Here is a 20,586-nt window from a genome sequence, read left to right on the forward strand (position 1 = left end):
CTGGTCTCAATGTATCCGTAGGTCTTTCCCAGCCCGCAATTCCTTCTCGTAGGTGTGGTATTGGAAGAGGGTGTGCATTCCAGCGCGCTCATAGAGGCGGAAGGCGCCAGTTGAACTGAGCGTGTCAACGTTCAATGTCATTTTGTGCATACCGCGCTGATAAAACTCTCGCTGTATGTGGCGTAAGAGCCTCATACCCAGCCCTTGCTTGCGCCAGGAATGCCGGACGCCCAGGTGACCAATCCACCCCTGGTCACCCATCGTCTCGCCGCTCACAAGCCCTGCGACCTTGTTCCCATCCCAGGCTAAGAACATCAAGGTCGCTTCAGAGATCTTCCGTCGCCGCCACTCCTCGAAGGCCAGACGAACGTGTCCGCGCTCATCCTGTGCGATCTCCTCATCGGCTTCATAGCAGGCCTGGGCATCTTCCTGAGGGCGAAATGGGCGTATCACGATTCCATCGCCTGGCATAGCTGGCACTGGCGCAGCGTCCAGGTCAAGTTGCATATGGGCGAAGCTGTAGATCTTCTTATAGTCTTTGTGTTCCAGGAGTCGCTGCGCCCTCTGATTGCGCTCGCTGATCCAGCTTGCCCCCATGGTGACGCGTGTGCCTGGCGGGGCTGCGGCGACCCATTCCCCGGCCCTCATTTCAGCGCAATGAAGCAGAAATCCACCGATGCCACTCCCAGTGTACTCGGGTAGCAGCCACACGTTGGCAAAGAGCCGGACGTGTCCACTCCCCCTGGCACAGGCATAGCCTATGATGTGTCCGCTTGATGTTCCTACCACCCACGTATCGGTCAAGAGATTGAAGCCCTCTGCGTGCCAACTCCTCCAGAGGTTCTGCCTCTCAGAGAGCGGCTTCCCAAAATCCGCCATTTCCTGGGCGATAAGCACCTGCAAGACCGCCTCCAGGTCGCCTGTTATAGCTGGGCGAACCCAGAAATCATCGGGAAGAGCGACTGCCTTCGTCATCTAAGCACTCCTTGCCGTAACCATTTATGATATATCCATAACAGATATATTAAGGTAGAGGAGCACTTTCGTCAAGGGCATGTAGGGTCTAAGCTTGCTTGAAGCTACGTAATCGACGTTTACACATGTTTTTAACTTTTTATTTTATTGAGATGTTGAGTCGTTCCTGGACGAGGTTCGCAACCTTCGCCTGTTCTGCTTCCCAGGTCCTCCAGACAGACTGCTAGTACAGATCTCCCCCAGGGCTGTTGCAAAGTTCATCAGTCGCTCTCATGCGGCCATGTGTGCCAACGCTTTGTCGAACTGATAGCTAAACGTCCGTTGTGCATGGGGCAGATTGGTTTCGCCCCGACGAGCCATCAAGCCAATGGCCGTGTTGTTGAGTAAAGCGAGCACATGAGGGGCATGGCCCATTCGCAGCTGAGAATGATCTTCTTGAAAGGTCCGGTCTCGGCGATAATGTAAGCCATTCTGAGAGCTAGGCAAGAGGGATCGCTCCCTCCTGCCCGCCTTCAGAACCGGACATGAGAGCTTTCCCCTCATCCGGCTCCTCAATGGGATGGCTCGTGTCATGAGTACCCCAGACATGCTTCTTTGTATGTCGTTGATCGTGGCAGTGCCGATGGAGAGCGAAAAGATTACTGAGTGCATCTGTACCCCCTTCACTGCGGGGAGTGATGTGATCGATCTCAATCAAATCGTTCTCGGTAAAGTGCAGTTCACACCAACGGCATTTCCCTTGTTGCTTGTGCAGCAAGGCCCCCAGTTTACTCCTGTTGAGCGGATGAGATTGTTGTAATCTCTTCGCCCAGTAGAGCAGGTTACCATCGAACGGGCTGGTCGTGCCTTTCACCTTCACATGGCGTTGGATCGCCGTTGCTGCGTGATCGCTGAGATAGAGTCCATCAGGCGTTGCAAAGCGCCAGTGATCTTGTCCCATTGTTCGCCAGTAGCGCGTTCGTATCCAACTCGCAGACTTGCGTGTGTGTCGGCGTTTGGCCCAGCGAAGCAGAAGCGGAAACAGGTGGTAGTCGCAGTCATTGAGAGTTTTCTTGGCGGCGACGCTGCGGTAGTAGCGTGACCATCCACGGATCTTTGGGTTCAGTTGCCCAATGAGCGCGCCTTGAGAAAGCCCTGTGCCTGCGAGCACTACCGCCCGCAGCCCTTCCCGATGCCGTTTGATAGCTTCTTTACTGGGGCGAATGAGTGTTTTGAAGCCAAGCCGTTTCCCGTGCAGAGTTCCTGAATGGTGTTTACCAACAGAGTACTGTCGGATCTCAAAACCTAAGAAGTCGAAGCCAGGGGCTTCTGCCCCAAGCGCTTCGAGCGTGTGAGCGATACGGGTTTTGCTCGGCTTCATTTCTAATCCCATGTCTTTCAGCCAGTCTTCTAGCCTGCTTTTGGCCTGTTCAATCCCCTCGCGAGTTCGATACAGCACCACCAGGTCATCTGCATAGCGAACCAGCCTGGGCTTATCCTTGCCTTTGTAGCCTTGTTGAACAGCTTGCAGCATCCCATGCAGGGCGATATTGGCAAGTAAGGGACTCAGTGGACCTCCTTGCGGAGTTCCGGCTGTCGTTGGCTCGAACACGTTGTCTTCCAGCACTCCTGCTCTGAGCCAGGCTTTGATGGCGCGCCTCATCGCGGGAAAGGTCTGGAGTTTGTGTAAGAGTGTTTCGTGATTGATCTGGTTGAAGCAATTCGCGATATCTGCATCAAGCACATATTTGGGCTGTTTGCAGATGTAAATGAAAATGGCTTGAATGGCATCCTGAGCTGAGCGACCAGGACGAAACCCGTAGCTGTCAGCCTCAAATCGTGCCTCCCATTCGGGCTCCAACGCCAATTTTGTCAGGCATTGATGAGCGCGATCCAGCATCGTCGGGATGCCTAATGGCCTTTTCTCTGCCTTTCCTGGCTTGGGTATCCAGACTCGTCTGGTTGGCTGTGGTTTGATCTGCTTGTGATGACGAAGGTATTTCACCAGCGCCAGGCGTTGGGCTGGTTTGACAGATTTGATTCCATCGACTCCAGCCGTCCGCTTGCCCTGGTTATCCTGCGTCATCTTGCGTACTGCCAGCGTCCGGGCTGCTTTCGACTTCATGAGTAACCGTTGAAGGTTGTGAACTGCTTTGTCATTGCCACGAAGAGAGGCTTGATAGATCCGTTTTTGCAGTCGGTACACCGTTCGTTCTAGCTTACGCCAGGGCGTCTGTGTCCAGTCTTCGATTGGTTGGGGGACAACCATCGCTTCCGTTTCTTTCCTGTGACTCATGGCTCTATCCTCCATCTCACCGTGCCGACGTCAGCGTATCCTCTGGCTTTCCCAGAGGCCTTTGCTTCTTCGGCAATCCTTCTCTCCGAGAACATGCGGTTGGTTGCCTGCTCGCTAGATCGACCACCAGCGAGAGTTCTCGCAGAGTTATTCCGTTCCGATCAAGTGTTTTGCGTTCCCGTAGGTTCGTCTCTATCCGCCGGGTCAAGGGGGTGAAGTCGAGAGCCGCATTGATGTTCTCGACCCCTATGTGACCGTGACCATTTTGGTCAGAGCCTCTTACCTCGCGTTGGCTCTTTCACTGTGACGACGGTTCATCGAGCGTTCGCTTGCGCTAACCGTAGGAACCTGTGTAGCGGAGACCACCTGGTCGAGGTCCAGGCTCTTCCGCATTTCTCCCTGCTTCACGGATTGATGACCAGTCGCTACCGTGAGGGAGCCGCGTTTCCTCTTTCACCCAGAGGATGGGGAATTGCGCCCCACATCACTCGATCAGTTGTCAAGGAGCTTTCTCCTTGCTCGCCATCCTTGAGCTTTCGCTCATTTCGGCGAAACGGATCGCACCAATGCCCCAATGCTCTCGAACAAGTGCCAGGAGGCGTTTGGGGGTCGCCACCGAGGTCGGCAAACTTGTGATTCCATACTGAACCTCTTGCTCCACCTTCCCCAGCGCGTTGATTCGTTGTCGTTCGAGCTTGCGCGACCTGCGAGAGACCAGGCCACTCTGAGTAATGAGAAAGCTCGCTACTCACGGTGATCTGCCGTCTTTCTCGCCGCCCATGCCCTTTGTTGACTGAGGAGGCTGAGCGAAAATCGGTGGGAGGAGCTGACCAGCCAGGACGCACGGATGGTGGCTCAAAGAGTGTTTGCAGATCCTGATACATCTGCTTTTGATTTTCCTTGATCATCCAGAGATAGTCTCCTTTGGCTTGTAAGATCTTCAGACTCAGCTTGCGAGAAGCAAAAATGGCATCTCCACTGACGAGCGTTCCACGCAAATCGAGAGTTGCCAGCAGCAGAGGAGCCGCACTGACCTCACTTCCCGAGGTGCTGACCTGGACTTGTGCCAGGACAACGCCCTCTTTGGGGAGGGAGGCCGCAAGCAGATGGACGCCTTGTGTACTTCCAAGAGGAATCGTGCCTCGTAAGGTTTTGCCGTCTAAGCACAGATGCCTTTCGCCTGGGGCCAGCCTGCGAGAAACCTGATGTGCAAAGAAGTGACCAATAACCTGCTCGACTTCGTCTGGATCAACTGCCGCCGCTAAGATACGACTCCAGGTGCTGTAGTGAGGCATCCTCTGGTGCCTCAAGCCAAACAAGTGGCTCAATTCTCGATGGCGCAACTGAGCCCAGTCGGCGATCGCCCGGCTACTGGTCTGCCCTGCTAGCTTCGCTAGTAGGCCTATCAGCAGAATGTCTGCCAAGGAGTAGCGCACGCCGCGCCGATCTCGATGATCTTTGACGCGTTGTAACTCTCCAGAGAGAACTTCTACATCGAAGAGGAGTGCCTTATTGGGAAGAGCAAGCCGACTGGAACGTGTTGTAATAGTCATGAACAGGCCTTTCGTTGCGAGGAATTGGATGTCTCAACCATTCCTAAAGCTCGAAAGGTTCTGTTTTATTCCTCCTTTTGCCATGTTATTCCCGACTTTGCAACAGCCCTGCAGATCTCCCATTGTTGGAGCATGTCGATTCTTTGTCTCTCTCTCTGGTGCGTTGAGTACATCCAGGACGCTCAGCGTTGCTTTGGTGTCTGGTAGGCGAAATGAGGGCCACTGTTTTGGGGTTTTCGCGAGAAGCATATGTGCTCTTTGTACCTGTCTCCCGGTATAGTTGTGCTCACATGCCAGGTATAATCCGACCAGGGCAAAGGTCAACGTAATAGGTTTGAGGTTTGTTCCTGCATGCTGTGCGGCATATGTATCGACAGCAAACTGGTGAGGGAAGTCTACATCTTGCAATGACAGGGTATAGGCAGATAGTTGATCATACACCTGCCTGCATGCAGAGGAGGCATGATCGCGCTCATCGAGTTGCTCTTCTGTTGAAGGCAGAATGAGCCCACAGCCTGGACACATCACCATTTTATTCACAACTGCTCCTTACCGCGTAGATGTCAGATTGGTTTCATTATATTCTTTGTGGGAAGGCTTGGGTAGGCCGGGTCTCCTGGCGGGAAGGCGCAGGCTGGTAACAAAGCCGGCGCCGGAGAGAATGATGGCGAAGCCGAGCAGGGTGCTGAGCGTGAGCGGCAGGCAGATACCCCACTGCTCGAATGTCGCTTCGCTCACAGTACATGCCAGCATGGACCCTACAATTTGCTTTGCTCCAGGGCAAGCAGGCGCTGTTTGCGTTCAATGCCCCAGCGGTAGCCGCCCAGTTGCCCGTTATTGCGCACCACACGGTGACAGGGGATGAAGACCGCGACGTGATTGGCGGCGCAGGCCTGGGCGACGGCGCGTACAGCGCTGGGCTGGCCGATTGCCTGGGCGACCTCGCTATAGGAGCGTGTCTGCCCGGCGGGGATCGCTTGCAGGGCGCGCCAGACTTTCCATTGAAAGGCCGTAGCCTGGACATCGAGGGGGATATCGGTCTCAATTGCCTGGCCCGCCAGGGCACGTTGCAGGTGCTCTAGCCACGGGCGCAGGCGCTCCGTGTCATATGTGTGCTCCGCCTGGGGATATTCGCGCGCCAGTTCGGCCTCCAGATCCTGCCTGGACTCACCAAAGCGGATGGCGGCCAGGCCACGCTCAGTAGTGGCGATAAGCACGTTTCCCAACGTGCTTTCGCTGATGGTATAGGCCAGGCGTACCCCTTTGCCTCCGCGCTGGTAGGTCGCTGGCGTCATGCCGAGTTGCATCGGCGTGCGCTCATACACGCTGCTGCTCGATTGATAACCCGCGTTATAGAGGGCGCTGGTGACTGGCTCACCCTCCTGGAGGCGCGTTTTGAACTGCTTCAGCCTGAGCGATTCAGTATACTGGCGCGGCGAGAGGCCCGTCACCTGCTTAAAGGTGCGCTGGAGGTGGTAGGGGCTCATATGAAACTGTGTGCTTAAATTGGCGAGGCGCAGGGGTGTTTCCAGGTGATCCTCAATATATTGGCGTATTTGTTTAACCAACTCTGTGTGAGGAGAAGGCACCTGCTGCTGATCCGGATGGCAGCGCAGGCATGGGCGAAAGCCAGCCGCGACGGCCTCTGCGGGCAAGCGAAAGAAGCGCACATTCTCCCGCTGTGGGCGACGCGCCGGACAAGATGGACGGCAATAGATGCCGGTGGAGCGTACTGCGAAGACAAAAGCCCCATCCATCTGTGCGCTTCTTGTAGTCAAAGCATTCCAGCACTGCTCCTCATCGAGGGTAGATTGATTATGTATCTGGATTTCAAGCATACTGGCGTTTCCCCTTTCCTGAATTCTGTACATGAGTAAGTATAAATCAGGAAGAGGAGACAGGCTATCGCTTTCTTGCGCGCCAAACGGAAAAAGATCTACTAGATTAAACCATTTAAACATGAAGAGTGTGAAATAGCTCATATCGTAGCAAGTGACCTTTGATCTATAATTCCTGCTTACGAATGTCTGCTCATTGTGTAAGAAATGTGATCTAAAACTTCTGTTCCGATCGTGAAGGAGGGTAGTATGCCTGAACTCCCTTATCCCGCTCGCTCTAACCAGCCCGCTTTTCTTCATAGCATAGTAACTTTAATGCTTGTCTTGACCTGGCTGCTTACCGCGTGTAGCTCGCAGTCAACAGCTGGAAATGCTTCACAGCCAACCACCACTTCCACAGCTACCACGCAAGCGACACTAACTGCTATGCCCGTCACAGCGACGCCGACTGCGACTCAGCAGCAGAGCTGGCAGACCTATCAGTCGCCATATTTTACGCTTCAGTATCCCACTACCTGGATTGCAAACGTTATTCCACAGGGTACGCAGGGGGGAATTTACGTACAACAGGTAGAATTCCGCCCCTCATCTACAAGCCCCATCTCCTTTACTGCCAGTCCCATGATCAATCAATCAACGTCCCCTGACACCTTGCTTCAGAATGATATCCTGGTGCAACACAATAAGGTAGAAGCACAAGGCAAAGAGACCATCAATGGGCTAACCTGGTCCACGGCTACGATCAGCACCCAGGGATCGCAACTGGCCGTGGCCAGGATCGAAGTCGCATATGCTAATCATCTTCATCCTTACCGTGTCTCATTTGGCACACCGCCCGACCAGTTTGATACAAACTCAGTGATCTTCAATACTATGTTTCAATCCTTCCAGGAAAAATAGTGAGCATGAAAATGAATAGCATTTATATAAGACTTGACAGGAGAGCACATTATATGGTACACATTAAAGAAATCTGAATATCTTTGCTGTCACAGGGAAGTAGTACGTCCATATATGCGTACAGAGAATGGCAAGCTAGTAGCTGGGAGCTGCCATCGCTAAGCGGACCGAACCCATCTCTGAGCAGGTAGCGATGAGCTAGCCGGGTGTTCCCCCGTTATCAGGAAATCAAGTGAGCAATGCTGTGCTGACAGAGCGAGATGTCTCTTCATCATCTCATTGCTAACGAAGGTGGTACCACGGAAGTAAACGTTCTTTCGTCCTTTGCGACGAAGAGAGCGTTTTTTTTGTGAGTTCGACCAAGAAAAGGGAAGTTTGGACAATGGCAGGTAGGCAACACCGTATCGTCGTAAAAATTGGTGGCAGCATTTTAACGAGCGCAAGTTATATGCTGCGTATGGAGCGGCTGCAAAGCCTGGTAGACGGCATTGCCCGGCTGCGCTCTAATGGCTTTACACCGCTGATCGTGAGTTCGGGAGCAGTGCCAGCTGGCTTTGGCGCCTTGAGTGGCACGCGCTATCCCACATCCGTCGCCGAGAAGCAGATGGCCGCTTCTGTGGGGCAGGTCCATTTGATGCACCTGTACCAGCAACTCTTCATGCAGTATGACCTGTTGACAGGCCAACTGCTGCTCACCAGTGACGATTTTCGTGTCCGTGCGCGTTACGTAAACATTTGCAATACCTTGAATTTGTTGTTGCAGCGTGGTGTGGTGCCTATTGTCAATGAAAATGATACGGTCAGTGTCGATGGTATCAAGGTTGGCGACAATGATACGTTGGGAGCGTTGGTCGCCACGGCAGTGGATGCCGAACACTATATCATCCTTTCAGACATCGATGGTCTGTATACCGCAAACCCGCGTCAGGACCCGCAGGCGCGTCTTATCGCGACAGTTGAAACTATTACGCCCTACATCGAGACCCTTGGTGGCGCACGCGGCTCGCTGGGGACCACCGGTGGTATGCGCACCAAGATCAAAGCGGCCCGGATCGCTACCGCCGCGGGCGTGGAGGTGGTGATCGCCAATGGCGAGACGCCCGACATTTTGCAGCGCATCCTCAGTGGCGAGGAGATCGGAACGCATTTCAAGCCACGCAAGAGGCCGCTCTCAGGGAAAAAATCCTGGATTGCCTTCGGTTCACATGCCGAGGGAAAAATCCTGATTGATATGGGCGCGGTACAGGCTGTGTTGCATCAGCATAAAAGCCTGCTGGCAAGCGGCATTTTGCGGATCGAAGGCGATTTTTCAGAGGGGGACGTGGTCTCGATTTGCGGTCCGGATGGCAGTGAACTGGGACGCGGCATCAGCCAGTATGCCTCGGACGATCTCCAGCGTTTGAAGGGCATGCGTTCACAGGAGATCGCTTCTTTAGCATCGGCAAACATGACGACGGTTCCTGAAGTTGTACACAGAGATACGCTGGCGCTCTATCGCTCAACGATAGTGGCCACAGCACAGTAAACTCTGCCGGGAAATGCGCCCTCCCCCTCGGTAGGGACCCGGTTTACCGCGTCCGAAGGCGATTGATCGCCTGTGGGCGCAGCCCCAAACGTTACCATGAGCACGATATTGGGAGGTGGGTCGTTTGTTGCCCATCCTAGGAGAAACAGATGTTTTCAACAGATACAGCGCAGGTTCTAAAAGAGCAGGTAGCAACCCAGGCCCAAGCCGCGAAAATAGCGGCCCGCGAACTGGCGCGAAAAACGAGCGAGGAGAAGAATGCAGCCTTAGAACTGATGGCTGCTAGCCTGGTCGCAAGCAAGCATGAAATTCTGCAAGCCAATGCGCAAGATGTCAGCAGAGTGAGCGCCACTGGCGCGGCCAAGAGTTTCATCGACCGCCTGACCTTGACGCCCGCGCGCATTCAGAGCATTGCCGATGGCGTGCGCGCCGTCATGGCTTTGCCCGATCCCATCGGAGTGACGCAGGAGCGCTGGCAATTGCGCAATGGCGTGCTTGTCGAGCGGCGCAGCGTGCCTCTGGGCGTTATCGCCATGATCTACGAGGCCCGGCCAAATGTCACTGTTGACGCCGCGACTTTGGCGCTGAAGACCAGTAACGCCGTGGTCTTGCGTGGCAGCGCTGACGCCTTAGAGAGTAATCGCGCTATCGTTGTCGCCCTGCGGGAGGGCTTGCGCGCGAGTGAAGTTCCCGCAGAAGCCATTCAATTGATAGAGAGTGTGGAGCACGAGTCCGTCGAATACCTCATCCGGATGCGTGATGCCATTGACCTGGTGATTCCACGTGGCGGCGCCAGGCTTATTCAGGCCGTTGTAGAGTCGTCCGTTGTACCGGTCATCGAGACTGGAGTGGGAAATTGTCACGTTTACGTTGACGTAGACGCGCAACCAGAGATGGCAACGAAAATTGTCATCAATGCCAAGACGCAGCGACCCTCTGTGTGTAATGCGGCTGAAACTCTGCTGGTACACACAGACGTCGCGCCACAGTGGCTGCCTCAGGCGCTTAAAGCCTTGCAGGAGCGTGGTGTGGAGATCCGGGGTTGTGCACGCACCTGCCAACTTGTCCCTGATATAGAAAGCGCGAGCGAGCAGGATTGGGGGACAGAGTACCTGGAGCTGATCATGGCCGTCAAAATTGTCGACGATGTGCAAGAGGCCATCGAGCATATCGCGCGCTATGGTACGCGGCATACGGAGAGCATTATCACCGAGAACGAGGAAACGGCAGCGCTGTTCTTAGAGCAGGTAGATGCGGCGGTTGTGTACCATAATGCCTCGACACGCTTGACAGATGGTTTTGTCTTCGGCTTTGGCGCGGAGATCGGTATCAGCACGCAGAAAATGCATGCACGTGGCCCGATGGGACTCCAGGCCTTGACCAGCTACAAATACGTTGGGCATGGCAGCGGCCAGGTTATTGAGTAGAGAGAAGGTTGAAATGGCAATACAACGCGAACAAACTCTGTTTTTCCTGGGTGCTGGCTCGATGAGCGAGGCTATGATCAAAGGCATCGTTACCGCTGGCATTTTGCCTGCTGAGCAGATAATCATCAGTAATCGGCGACATTCTGAGCGCCTGGCTCATTTGCGAGAGACCTATGGTGTACGCATCTGCCAGGAGAAACAGGCAGAGCTTGCCGAAGCTGGCATGATTATTATCGCCGTGAAGCCCTTCGACATGGCCACGGCTTTACAGGAGATCGCGCCGTACGTAACCGCGCGGCAGCTTGTGATCTCGGTGGTTGCTGGAGCCGCGACCGAGACTATTGAACAGCATTTTCATGAAGCAGTGCCGGTAGTTCGTGCCATGCCGAATACCTCCAGTTTTGTGCAGGCGTCAGCAACCGCACTCTGCCGTGGTCGCTGGGCCAATGACGAACACCTTGCCTTGGCGCGCCAACTTTTTGCCGCCATTGGTGTCGCCGTCAGCGTCGAAGAAACGTTGATGGACGCGGTTACAGGTCTCTCAGGCACGGGCCCGGCTTACTTTTATTATGTGATAGAGTCCCTGATGGCAGGAGGACTGGCCTGTGGACTCTCGCAGGAGGATTGTCGTGTGCTCATGGAGCAGACGGTGTTTGGTGTGGCGAAAATGCTGCAAGAAACAGGAAAAGATCCAGCGGAACTGCGTCGCCAGGTGACGTCGCCTAATGGCACGACGATGGCCGCGATGGAGGTGCTGGATCGAGGTCATGGGAAGCAATTATTCGTGCAAGCTGTCCAGCGTGCAACCCAACGCTCAGTCGAGATGGGCAAAGAGATGACAACGCAGCCGAACCTGGTATGAGCGATTGCCCTTTGAGTATGGTTGAGTTTATGGTAACACCAAAAAGTACTCAAGGAGCCTAAAACTGCTCCCAAATGGCTTCGACATACGTGAACGATATAGTCAAATATATGCCACTTGCGTGGGTGTGGTATATTTGGTTTCAGTTCACATTGAAAGGAGGTCTGTCTATGGCAGACGTAGCATATTGCGTGAAGTGTAAGGAAAAGCGTGAGATGAAGGACCCTCACAAGATCGAGATGAAAAACGGGAAACCTGCGATGCAGGGGACCTGCTCGGTTTGTGGCACCAAGCTCACGCGTATTCTTTCTAGCAAAGACGCGTAATTTTTATGCGCATTTGAACGAGAATATGCTTGCACATGCGGTGTGAGCTTTGACCCTATGCAAAAGGAAGTGGCCTCTCGAGGTCGCTTCCTTTTGTCGTTATGATCAGGCTTCCTGCGGCGAGCTTTGTGTTGGCCGGGCTGATGTGCCTGCCTCCTGCTTTTGAGGTGCAGGCTTGCCTTCCACCAGGAAGAAGGCGCTGAGCGCGCTGGCGAAGGCCAGGCCCGCGCAGATCCAGGCGACCAGGCGGAAACTGCTCAGGAAGGATTCATTGATGGCGCGCTTGAGAGCGGCCTGGCTAGCGCCACTTACCTCTGTGGGAATGCTGATGCCCGCCAGTTTAGAGCGCTGGACGTCAATTGCTGCTTGTATCGTGGGCGAGAGGTGGAGCGTTGCCAGGTGCTGATCCAGGTTACTGTTGAAGACGGCCAGGACCACGAGGCCAAGGATCGCGATGGCTAGTAGGCCAGCAGTGCGAGAAACGGCGTTATTAATGCCAGAGGCGACGCCGGAGTGACGCGAATCAACGGACCCCATCACAGCTGTAGTTAGGGGCGCGACGGTGATGGTCATGCCTGCGCCCATGGCGATGACGGCGGGGAAGAAGGTAGTCCAGTAGCTTGCGGCCCCACTCCCAATGCCTGGCAGGGAGAAGAGGATAAAGCCAAGGCCAGTGATGGTGGGTCCCACGACCAGCGGCAGCTTCGCGCCAAAGCGATTGACCAGGGCGCCGGTCCAGCGTGAGAAGATGAAGAGCATCAAGACAAAGGGGACCAGGGCCGCGCCCGCGAAGACAGCGGGATAGCCCTGCACCTGAATCAGATTGAAGGGCAGGTAGAAGGTCAGGACGCCCAGGGCGCCATAGAGCAAGAAGGTAAGGATATTGGTACCGCTAAATGTAGATGAGCGGAAAAGCGTGAGCGGAACCATCGGGCTTGCGCTACGCGCCTCGACCAGCAGGAAGGCGCAGAGGAGCACAAGGCCAACTGCCAGCATACCCAGTACCGTAATATTGCCCAGGCCGAGCGAGCCAGCCTCGATCAGTCCGTAGACAAGCGCTCCCAGCCCGAAGGTGACCAGGAATGTACCCCACCAGTCCAGTCGCCCTGTGGCGCTCTCGTCGCGACTCTCCGGTACACGCCAGAAGAGCACAATCAGCACAATCACTGCCAGGGGAACATTGAGGAAGAAGATCCAGCGCCAGGTGGCGTACTCAATAAAAATTCCCCCGAGGACCGGCCCCACAACCGAGGTAATGGCCGTAAAGCCGGACCAGGTGCCTATGGCGCGCCCACGCTGCTCATCGCTAAATGACGCGCTGATAATAGCCAGGCTTCCGGGCACGAGCAACGCACTCCCGATGCCTTGAATGGCGCGTGCGAGGATCAATTGTGGCACGTTGGGGGCCAGGCCACACCAGAGCGAGGCCAGGATAAAGATGGTAATGCCCAGGCCGAAGATGCGCCGCCGTCCAAAGCGGTCGCCCAGTGAGCCTCCTACAAGGATGAGAGAGGCGAGGAAAAGCGAATAGGCCTCGACAATCCACTGCACATCGCTGGCGGTAGCGTTTAGCTCTTTCTGGATAAAGGGTAACGCTACGTTGACAACGGAGCCATCGATAAAAGCCATGCTTGATCCTAGGATGGTGGCGATAAGAACCCATACGCCAACATTGGGCGCGCAGGGTTGTGTTCTGGAAGCAGAACGGATTACGCCTTCGTCACATGGTGCCTTCATGAAGTTTGGCATGAGTTCTTCTCGTTCCCCTGGCAAAATATTGGTATCCTTCTATATAAATTTCGCAGAGATGCGCAAAAGCAATTCTGACGCAACGCTGGTATATAGCTACCAGACTGCATCTATGCCCTCATTGTATCATCTAGCAGGGAGAAGTAGCCGCGTACGCAAGTAGCGGGCCTTCGTTGCCCGCTACTTGCGTACGTGGCTATACTGGGGGAAGGAGCTAGGAAGTTGCTACTGGTACTGTACGCTCAGGACCGGGACATAGGCGCCTCCTGAATCTCCACTGTAAAAATCCATCACGTCTGACTGATTGTTGTTGCTGGTGGGCAACTGGAAGTGAACGCGGAACTGGGTATGGCCATTGAGATTGATGTAAGCTAAAGCGCCCTGGCTGAGCGTATCTGTGGTTGCCTGATTCGTTTGAGTGGGTACGACATTAAAGTAGCCAATGTTCGTCTGGCCCGACGTAGCGTTGTAGTCCACCTGCTCCAGGGCGTTATTGTTGTTAAAGCCACCAGTGGGCGAGATATCCAGGCTGATGGAGCCGAGGTCGCCCAGGTAGTAGTAAGGATCATAGCGGTACAACGTCACGGTACCACTGACAATGGTTGAGCCAGCCGGGATCTGGCTCGTATCGAAGGAGAGAATGCTTATCTCCGCCTGGTTCAAGGGCGTTGAGCCTGCCTGGAGATAGGCCAGCGATCCGACGGGAATGCCATCGTTGGGATAGATGTAGCCATCTTCAGTGGCGATAGATTTGAGGGTAATGGTATGCGTCGGTGGTGGATTGATCGTATAGGCCTGGGATTGCACAGGACCGCTATTGCCTACCTGATCCTTGCCAAAGAACTTGAGCGTTTCCGAGCTTGAGACCTTGATCGGCCCACTGTACTGTGTCGAGCCAGTGGTCGGGGTCGAGCCATCAGCGGTATAGTAGATCGTGCCGGGCATATTCAAGCTGAGTACCACGCTCTGGGGACCACTATAGCTTCCTGCTGGCGGGCTGGCCGTGACCTGAATAGCGGTTATGGTATAGACCTGGCTCTGAACCGTGCTTGTATTGTTGCTGGCATCCACACCAAAGTATTTGAGGGTCGTGGTTTGCGTCAGGCGGAGTGGCGCGCTATAGGTGGCGGACGAAGCGGTAGGCGTCGAGCCATCGGTAGTGTAGTGAATGGTCGTATTGCTCTCGTTCGAGCTTAAACTAACTGACACGGGACCGCCAAAGGTGCTGCCCGAGGGCGAGGCGGTGATGGTTGGACCCGTGGCATTGATGGTATAGGTCTGAGTAACCACGGTGCTTGTGCGTCCGCTAGCAACGGCGATGGCCTTCAGCGTGGTTGTTTGCGTGAAGGTCAGCGGACCACTGTAGGCAGTTGAACTGGTAGTGGGCGTTGAGCCATCGGTGGTATAGTAGATCGTCGCGCTGGTAGGATTGGCCGTGAGCGTGACCTGTACGGAACCGTTATAAGTACCGCCCGCTGGCGACACGCTTATCGTAGGGGCCTGCCCCTGGGGATGATTCATGAAGAAGGTATACATGGCCTGGGTCGCGCTGGGCCCCTGGGGATCGGTATAGGAGCCGCTGCTGCTTCCACCCGACCAGGCATGACCCATGCTATTGATCTTCCAGTACTCCTGGACCTCATTGCCATTGGTATCATTCCAGGTCTGGGTGGTATACGAGCGACCACCAGAGACCTGGCCGTTGGTCGAGGTTGAGGGACTATTAAAGCTCGCATTATACGTATTGTTGGAAGCCAGGTGGTCAGTCTGCATCCATTGCTGCACAATCTGATCGCCGTTGACGGGATAGACGGTATAGTCGCTGGTGCCGTGGAAGACGATGGTAGGCACGACACGCGCGGCGCTCCCCATGGCGTTATAGGCCGCCTGCCCTTGCTGGGTTGGATTGGGACCTCCCTGGGTTTGCGCGGTTGAGGCGGCGGTAAGCGAGGTGGCGGCCTGGTATTCAAGTCCAGACTCGACGCCGATAGACGCGAAGATATCGGGATAGGTCGCCCCCATAATGACGCTCATAGCCGCGCCGGCAGACATCCCCGCGACATAGACGCGATTAGGATCGATGCCCCATTGGGAGGTAGTCTGTTCGACGGTCTGGACAATCCCGGCAATAATCGCTGGCTCACCACTTCCCCGCGCCTGGTCGGCCGTCTGGAACCAGTTCCAGCATTCGCTTGAATTATAACTGCTCGTTTGCTGAGGATAGACAACAATAAATTGTTTCTGGTCCGCCAGGGCGTTCATCTGTGTGCCATTGGCGAAATCGGTAGGATTTTGCGTGCAGCCATGCAGCATCACGATGAGTGGGACTGTGGTGCCTGCCTGGTAATTCGCGGGCGTGTAGACATAATAAGGGCGACTACCGGCGGAGCCATTATAGGTATACTGCTGGAAGGTTCCACTACTGGCGTGAGCATGAGGAGTGAAGGGGGCCAGGCCAAGCATAAGTAGAACCAGGACGGCGGCGTATCTGTGTAATCTGGACATGACATGTATCCCCTTATGAGTCTTGTGGGAGCCTACCAATCTGGAGTAACAGAATTGATAGGCTCCGTTTGTGTATGAAGTCAGGAGCTGTTTAACGTGAGTGGCTCATAAAGAAGGTATATATAGCCTGGGTGGCGCTGGGACCAGAGGGATCAGTATAGGAGCCAGAGCTACTGCCGCCCGACCAAGCATGGCCCATGCCATTGATGGTCCAGTACTCTTCGATCTCCTGCCCGCTGGAGTTGTTCCAGCGCCTGATGGTGTAAGAGTGACCGCCAGATACCTGGCCATTGGTGGTACTGGAGGGAGAGGAAAAGCTGGCGTTGTAAGAGCCGCCGGAGGCGTCGTAGTCTGTCCGCATCCATTGTTGAACGGCCTGGTTGCCATTGATGGGGTTAACGACGGTATCGGTGGTGCCATGGAAAACAATGACAGGAACCACGTGGGCGTAGCTGCCCATGGTATTGTAGGCAGCGTCCCCCTGGCTGGTCGGATTGGGTCCACCGTAGAGTTGAGCGTAGACCGCGCCATAGGCATTGGTGGTGGCCTGGTACTCAAGCCCGGAATGGATGCCGATGGCCGCATAGAGGTCAGGATAGGTCGCGCCCATATTGGAGGCCATAGCCGCGCCCGCCGACATGCCAGCGAGATAGACGTGATGAGTATCAATTCTCCAATCGCTGGTATCTTGCTCCACAGCCTGCGTAATGCCGCCAATAATCCCGGCCTCGCCACTATTGCGGTATTGATTGACTGAGAGGAACCAGTTCCAGCAGAGCGAGGCGTTATTGATGTACTGCTCCTGCGGATAGACGACGATAAACTGGTGCTGGTCCGCCAACTGGTTCATCTGGGTTCCCGCCGCGAAGTCCTGTGGCGTCTGCATGCAGCCATGCAGCATGACAATCATGGGGACCGATGTACCGGGCTGATAGTTAGCCGGAGTATAGACATAGTAGTTGCGGCTGCCTTGAAAGGCGTTGGAGTAGGTGTAGAGGTGCCATATGCCTCCACTGGCATGGGCCGTGCCTGTAGAGAGGGGAAGCAAGAGACTGAAGCTAAGCACTACAAGGCCAACCATGATCTTTGTGATCTTTGCATAATGAAACATCCGTGTTACCTCCTTCAGACACTCCTCTGTGCCTGATTACCGGGCTATATCCGCCCTGAGGAAAAGATCGGTTGAGCTATCCCACGAACAATACAACGATGATTTTCACAGGGAAAACATGACAAGTGAATCACTTATCATATACCAGATAGGAAAGCTCTTTGTCAAGATATAAATGTGAGGGTATGGCTGAGAAAAGATTAGAAAATAGTGATTTCTCTTTCGCAGAGGAAAATTGCCTGTTTGCTGGGTTGACAATTATATATTGGGATGATACACTACTAACAACGAAAGGAGGTGGTGTGTATAATGTATGAACCTAGTCGCTGCACAAGCAGCACATTGTTGCGCACCTCCCAGAAGAGAGGCCTGAAGCACTAGTCGCTTCCTCTTCTCGGGTGTGATGCACACTGGTAGGTCGCGTGGCCTGCTTGCTTGTGCAGTTTCTATAAAACAGAGCACAGGGACCAAGAAATATGCCCTCTGCTCTGTTTTTATTTTTGGGATAGACAATATGTGGGGTGGGAATGCCAAAGGCGTTCCCACCCCACATTCTATATGGCCCCTGAGTATTACGGGAAAAGAAACAGACTACTGACTTTTTCGCGCTCTGGCAAAACCAACTTCGGGCAGCTTTGTCGTCCCAGTTTTGATCTCCCCGCTTTCTATCTGCAAGAACCCTGCTTCTTGCATCAAGGCGGGCTGATCTTGAACTCCACTCTGCCAGGGACCTGTATGGACAGGCCGCTCAGATTGCTCCTCATGCTCCTGTGGGCGCCTGAAATCGACCACCAGCAGACGCCCTTCCGGTTTGAGCACGCGGGCTATTTCAGCGAGTCCTTGACGCTTGAGATCATCAGGCATAACGTGCATCATAAAGGTACTCAAAACGATATCGAACGACTGGTCGGCGAAAGCAAGCTGTTCGATCACGCCAACCTGGAAGTCGATAGAGAGGCCTGCTCTCTCCGCCTTGGAACGCGCGCGAGTGATCTGCTTCAGCCCGGGGTCAATGCCAGACACGCGGCCAGCCGCACCCACGTGTTGCTTCGCGATGATTGCCAGTGTCCCGGTGCCGCACCCGACATCCAGCACAGCCTCTCCTGGTTGAAACTGGGCCAAGTCGGTGATGTGTTGCTGAAGCTCCTGCCACTTACCACGCGACAGGATATTTTGCCACCACAGCATCAGATCGTAACGCCAACCCAAATCAATGACATATCCTTGTGTGGCTTTAGACGACGCCTCGCTTGATTCCTTATGGCGATGGGTGAATGATTGCATAGATCTTGCTCCTTTCAGGTTTCAGCGGTATTCACCCAAAACGCCGCAGGATGCCCCTGCCCTTTCAGGCATGGGGAGGAATGCGGCGTTCCTTTGTCGGTGGCTTGGGTGGAATACGCCGTAGACATGCTTTCATCTGCTCATGTATTGTTGACAGTCAGATGAAAACTATGGTATAATTTAGCGTATGCAAACGGTAGTAACAGCAAAACTCAAATTAAATACAACGCCCGAGCAATTCAAGGCATTACGTACAACGCAACTGGCGTATCGGGATTCTCTCAACTATGTGAGCCAGTACGCCTTTGAGCATGGCAAGATGAGCAATGCTGTTCGTTTGCAAGATGCCACCTACGAAGAGATCCGCCTCCGTTTTCATCTGCCTTCGCAAATGGCCTGTTCTGTTCCTCGCCAAGTTGGTGCCTCGTATAAAACCCTCTGGACAAAGGTCAAGAACAATGCTGTTCATCGTAAGGAAGGGAAGACCAAGAAACGCTACAAAGGGCTTGATAAGGCTCCCACGTTCATCTCCCCCACGTTGACCTATCAGTACAAGAAAGACTACACCTTCAAGAAAGAGCAGCAGGTGAGCATCCTGACCCTTGAGGGACGTGTTATCGTGCCCTATACTGGCTACAATAAGCATGTGGCATTGATCCAGCGTGGAGCGGAGATTGGTGCATCGAAACTCTGGTATGACAAGCCCAAGAAACAATTTTACCTCCTTGTCTCTCTTGCAATTGAGACGGCTGATCCTACACCTGAAACACACAAGCAGGTCGCCGGCGTGGATGTGGGGATGCGATACCTTGCCGTCACGGCGACGATGCAAGGGGATTGCACCTTCCATTCAGGCAAACAGATTGTCCCCAAGGCAAACCACTACGCACGACTGAGAAAACGTCTGCAAAAGAAAGGCACTCGTTCAGCGACAAGAAGGCTCGTTGCCATCAGTGGACGAGAGAGACGGTTGAAGCAGAATACCAATCATGTCGTGAGTAAGCGGATTGTCCTACAGCACCCTCAAAGCTTGATTGGACTGGAGCATCTGACAGACATTCGAGAGCGTACCAAACGACGCAAAGGCAAAAATGCAAAACAGCGAAAAGCCAATCGTACCTTCTCCAAATGGTCCTTCGCTGAGTTGCATAGCATGATTGCCTATAAAGCGCTCTTACATCGAAGTATGGCGATCAAGGTCGATGCCAACTACACCTCGCAGGCCTGCCCCAAATGTGGGCACACCTGCAAAGAGAATAGACCCAACAAAGGATTGCTCTTCGTCTGTCAGAATTGTCAGTACACGCTCCATGCCGATCTGGTTGGTGCAAGAAACATTGCGATGCGAACGCTTCTTCTCCGGCAAGACTGGAGAGGAACGGGCCTCTTGTCAGTACGCGCCTTCTGTGTCGGACGATGAAGCCAAAGCCGCACGCCTGAAAAGGTATGCTGAATTGCGGTGGAGTTCAGACACAACTCCAAGCCCTCGGCTTTCGCCGTAGGGTACTGACTAAGACATTCTGACCTCAGCCTTTATGCAACAGGCTTAGCACGAGCAACGGGTTGGCTCTCGCGCAAGATGAGCCAAGCGCTCCAGGCAATTGCCAACCCTTCTGCCGCATACCCGGCTATCTCGACCCACATTGGTACCATCAAGTCAATGCCCAGAATCACACCACCGACGAGAAACAGCACCCCAATAGGCCAGGGGAAGATGCGTTTTAGCAGGAGAAGAATCCCCAGGAACCCATAGCCAACGATAAGGAGGAGAGACATCAGGAAGGGAGTATAGAGGGCGATCCCGAAGCTCTGAAGCAGAGGACTCTGGGCCACGGCTTGAAAGAAGTCAGGCGAATGGAACTGGGTTTGCAGCGCGGGATCAAAATGCGCAAAAAGGGGATTGAAGAAACCATCAATAAACAGGAGGCCCGCATACGAGATTTGCCCAAGGAGAGCCAGAATCAAGCTGAGAGGCGCGCCCCTGCCCATACGCTCATGGTAGCGCAGGTAGATGGCGATCAGCCCAAATCCAGCCAGGATGGTACAGTAGGCTCCGATCATATGGGCTGCCATATACGCAGCGGCGCGCGGGTTGATCTCCATGGCGCGTCGTCCGCCATGGAGAAAGGCCTCATAAAAAGGAAGGAAAAGCGCAGGGAGGATACTGACTCCCGCTAACAGACGCGTCATGCGAGTGAAGCTCGCTGGGTAGGTGTTGTACATACTACTAGTTCTTTCTATGCTTGTTCTTCTTGA

The 20,586-nt window shown here is 54.3% G+C and carries 18 protein-coding genes; 6 read left to right on the forward strand and 12 right to left on the reverse strand.

Features of this window, described 5'->3' with window-relative positions; genetic code table 11:
* Positions 1-6 precede the first annotated feature (6 nt).
* From KRAC_RS64185 to ada, 7 genes are all read right to left on the reverse strand, one after another.
* Positions 7-975, reverse strand: coding sequence for a GNAT family N-acetyltransferase (locus tag KRAC_RS64185; protein WP_007920470.1), 969 nt, complete (start codon positions 973-975; stop codon positions 7-9).
* 270 nt (positions 976-1,245) lie between these two features.
* Positions 1,246-1,461: a hypothetical protein gene (locus KRAC_RS50115; protein WP_040447465.1), complete on the reverse strand. Its 216-nt coding sequence runs from the start codon at positions 1,459-1,461 to the stop codon at positions 1,246-1,248.
* Positions 1,454-3,250, reverse strand: coding sequence for a group II intron reverse transcriptase/maturase (gene ltrA, locus KRAC_RS50120; protein ID WP_007920471.1), 1,797 nt, complete (start codon positions 3,248-3,250; stop codon positions 1,454-1,456). Before ltrA ends, KRAC_RS50115 begins: the two co-directional genes overlap by 8 nt.
* Positions 3,251-3,675: 425 nt before the next feature.
* Positions 3,676-4,803, reverse strand: a complete 1,128-nt coding sequence (locus KRAC_RS50125; protein WP_007912856.1) for an ISAs1 family transposase — start codon at positions 4,801-4,803, stop codon at positions 3,676-3,678.
* Between the two features lie 33 nt (positions 4,804-4,836).
* On the reverse strand, positions 4,837-5,334 hold the full coding sequence (locus tag KRAC_RS50130) for a DUF5946 family protein (protein WP_052569278.1): 498 nt from the start codon (positions 5,332-5,334) through the stop codon (positions 4,837-4,839).
* A gap of 18 nt (positions 5,335-5,352) precedes the next feature.
* A complete protein-coding gene (locus KRAC_RS50135; protein WP_169461050.1) occupies positions 5,353-5,541 on the reverse strand; it encodes a hypothetical protein in 189 nt (62 codons plus the stop codon).
* 20 nt (positions 5,542-5,561) lie between these two features.
* Positions 5,562-6,641, reverse strand: a complete 1,080-nt coding sequence (gene ada, locus KRAC_RS50140) for a bifunctional DNA-binding transcriptional regulator/O6-methylguanine-DNA methyltransferase Ada (protein WP_040447467.1) — start codon at positions 6,639-6,641, stop codon at positions 5,562-5,564.
* A gap of 249 nt (positions 6,642-6,890) precedes the next feature.
* Here ada and KRAC_RS50145 point away from each other — a divergent pair, with 249 nt between their 5' ends.
* The 5 genes from KRAC_RS50145 (at position 6,891) to KRAC_RS74170 (ending at position 11,681) form a co-directional block, all read left to right on the forward strand.
* Complete coding sequence (locus tag KRAC_RS50145) at positions 6,891-7,541, forward strand: hypothetical protein (RefSeq protein WP_007920475.1); 651 nt, start codon at positions 6,891-6,893, stop codon at positions 7,539-7,541.
* A 382-nt stretch (positions 7,542-7,923) separates the two neighbouring features.
* The gene (gene proB / locus KRAC_RS50150; protein ID WP_007920476.1) at positions 7,924-9,066 is read left to right on the forward strand and encodes a glutamate 5-kinase; all 1,143 of its coding nucleotides are present in this window, start codon (positions 7,924-7,926) and stop codon (positions 9,064-9,066) included.
* Positions 9,067-9,215: 149 nt separating this feature from the next.
* Positions 9,216-10,493 carry a glutamate-5-semialdehyde dehydrogenase gene (locus KRAC_RS50155; protein WP_007920477.1) on the forward strand — a complete coding sequence of 426 codons (1,278 nt, stop codon included), beginning with the start codon at positions 9,216-9,218 and terminating at the stop codon, positions 10,491-10,493.
* A gap of 13 nt (positions 10,494-10,506) precedes the next feature.
* Complete coding sequence (gene proC / locus KRAC_RS50160; RefSeq protein WP_007920479.1) at positions 10,507-11,355, forward strand: pyrroline-5-carboxylate reductase; 849 nt, start codon at positions 10,507-10,509, stop codon at positions 11,353-11,355.
* Between the two features lie 170 nt (positions 11,356-11,525).
* Positions 11,526-11,681: a DUF5679 domain-containing protein gene (locus tag KRAC_RS74170; RefSeq protein WP_007920481.1), complete on the forward strand. Its 156-nt coding sequence runs from the start codon at positions 11,526-11,528 to the stop codon at positions 11,679-11,681.
* A 105-nt stretch (positions 11,682-11,786) separates the two neighbouring features.
* On the opposite strand, the gene KRAC_RS50170 is transcribed toward KRAC_RS74170, so the two are convergent.
* The 4 genes from KRAC_RS50170 to KRAC_RS50185 all read right to left on the reverse strand — a co-directional run bounded on the left by KRAC_RS50170 (position 11,787) and on the right by KRAC_RS50185 (position 18,330).
* A complete protein-coding gene (locus KRAC_RS50170) occupies positions 11,787-13,430 on the reverse strand; it encodes an MFS transporter (protein ID WP_007920483.1) in 1,644 nt (547 codons plus the stop codon).
* Between the two features lie 225 nt (positions 13,431-13,655).
* A complete protein-coding gene (locus KRAC_RS50175) occupies positions 13,656-15,935 on the reverse strand; it encodes an extracellular catalytic domain type 1 short-chain-length polyhydroxyalkanoate depolymerase (RefSeq protein WP_007920484.1) in 2,280 nt (759 codons plus the stop codon).
* A 91-nt stretch (positions 15,936-16,026) separates the two neighbouring features.
* The gene (locus KRAC_RS50180; protein WP_007920485.1) at positions 16,027-17,046 is read right to left on the reverse strand and encodes an extracellular catalytic domain type 1 short-chain-length polyhydroxyalkanoate depolymerase; all 1,020 of its coding nucleotides are present in this window, start codon (positions 17,044-17,046) and stop codon (positions 16,027-16,029) included.
* 591 nt (positions 17,047-17,637) lie between these two features.
* Positions 17,638-18,330, reverse strand: coding sequence for a class I SAM-dependent methyltransferase (locus tag KRAC_RS50185; protein ID WP_007920486.1), 693 nt, complete (start codon positions 18,328-18,330; stop codon positions 17,638-17,640).
* A gap of 187 nt (positions 18,331-18,517) precedes the next feature.
* Here KRAC_RS50185 and KRAC_RS50190 point away from each other — a divergent pair, with 187 nt between their 5' ends.
* Positions 18,518-19,750, forward strand: coding sequence for an RNA-guided endonuclease InsQ/TnpB family protein (locus KRAC_RS50190; RefSeq protein ID WP_007920487.1), 1,233 nt, complete (start codon positions 18,518-18,520; stop codon positions 19,748-19,750).
* Positions 19,751-19,863: 113 nt separating this feature from the next.
* Here KRAC_RS50190 and KRAC_RS50195 read toward each other — a convergent pair whose 3' ends face one another.
* Entirely contained in the window at positions 19,864-20,553 is a 690-nt protein-coding gene (locus tag KRAC_RS50195) for a hypothetical protein (protein WP_040447469.1), read from the reverse strand.
* Between the last annotated feature and the right edge of the window lie 33 nt (positions 20,554-20,586).

Origin of the sequence: Ktedonobacter racemifer DSM 44963 (assembly GCF_000178855.1) — a bacterium.
Taxonomy (GTDB): domain Bacteria; phylum Chloroflexota; class Ktedonobacteria; order Ktedonobacterales; family Ktedonobacteraceae; genus Ktedonobacter; species Ktedonobacter racemifer.